The 1,060-nt window shown below is 53.8% G+C and carries 3 tRNA genes and 1 pseudogene; 1 reads left to right on the top strand and 3 read right to left on the bottom strand.

The annotated features are described in order from the left end of the window. Window positions 1-130: 130 nt before the first annotated feature. Window positions 131-529, top strand: a pseudogene (locus C2M35_RS15960) (PKD domain-containing protein); the annotation flags it as partial. A 121-nt stretch (window positions 530-650) separates the two neighbouring features. On the opposite strand, the gene C2M35_RS15695 reads toward C2M35_RS15960, so the two are convergent. The 3 genes from C2M35_RS15695 to C2M35_RS15490 all read right to left on the bottom strand — a co-directional run bounded on the left by C2M35_RS15695 (window position 651) and on the right by C2M35_RS15490 (window position 1,050). After that, a tRNA-OTHER gene (locus C2M35_RS15695) sits at window positions 651-737 on the bottom strand. 120 nt (window positions 738-857) lie between these two features. Beyond that, window positions 858-934, bottom strand: a tRNA-Asp gene (locus C2M35_RS15495). A 39-nt stretch (window positions 935-973) separates the two neighbouring features. Further along, window positions 974-1,050, bottom strand: a tRNA-Asp gene (locus C2M35_RS15490). Between the last annotated feature and the right edge of the window lie 10 nt (window positions 1,051-1,060).

The following is a 1,060-nucleotide window of genomic DNA, read 5'->3' as shown; positions in this document are numbered from 1 at the left end:
GCTTAATAGCTCATCGCCGCCATCGTCGAACGCAATACTGTTCGCGCCATCACCTGTGCTCGGTGCGCCCGTATTCAGGGTGGTGGTATCAGTGACCGTGCCTGAGTTCCCGGCAGCGTCGGTCACTGTCATGGTGACGGTCAGTTCACCGTCGGCGAGACCTGACAGGTCTTGCCCAACGACGGTCAGGTTGCCGCAAGTTGTTGAAGGCGCGAGCATCACCTTGTCCGCTGACGCAGCCGATGTGGATGGTGATGAATTGTCTTACCTGTGGGAAGGTCCTGGTTCGATTGCAGACCAAACTGCAGCCACTACCTCGGTAAGTGATTTAAGCGTAGGCACTCATACCTTCACTGTCACCGTTTCCGATGGCACAGAAGAAGTAACCTCAAGCGTCACTGTGACGGTAACCGAGCAAATTGAGGCAGTCAATCACGCCCCGACGGCAGAGGCGAGTGTAAACAGCGCTCAAGTTGTTGAAGGCTCAAGTATCACCTTGTCCGCTGACGCAGCAGATGTGGACGGTGATGAATTGTCTTACCTGTGGGAAGGTCCTGGCTCGATTGCAGACCAAACTGCAGCCACTACCTCGGTAAGTGGTTTGAGCGCAGGCAGGGTTTTTATTGAATACGAGAAATATTGTAGAGAATTGGTACGACCGAGTGGATTCGAACCACCGACCTTTGGGCCGGGTCATAGAGAGTAGGTAGTGCGTTAACCAACTGAGCTACGGTCGTTCGGAATACGAGAAATATTGTAGAGAATTGGTACGACCGAGTGGATTCGAACCACCGACCTTTGGACCGGGTCATAGAGAGTAGGTAGTGCTCGAAGCAAGTATAGATTACGGCAGTAAATGGCGGAGTGGACGGGACTCGAACCCGCGACCCCCGGCGTGACAGGCCGGTATTCTAACCAACTGAACTACCACTCCGCAGAAGCGCTGAATTGCATGTACTAAAGAGATATAAAATGGCGGAGTGGACGGGACTCGAACCCGCGACCCCCGGCGTGACAGGCCGGTATTCTAACCAACTGAACTACCACTCCGCAGTATCTA

The sequence above is a fragment of the Pseudoalteromonas sp. T1lg76 genome (assembly GCF_002964725.1).
In the GTDB taxonomy this organism is placed as follows: Bacteria; Pseudomonadota; Gammaproteobacteria; order Enterobacterales; family Alteromonadaceae; genus Pseudoalteromonas.
Note: the sequence above shows the minus strand (reverse complement) of the source record. Positions and strands in the feature narration are given on the sequence as shown.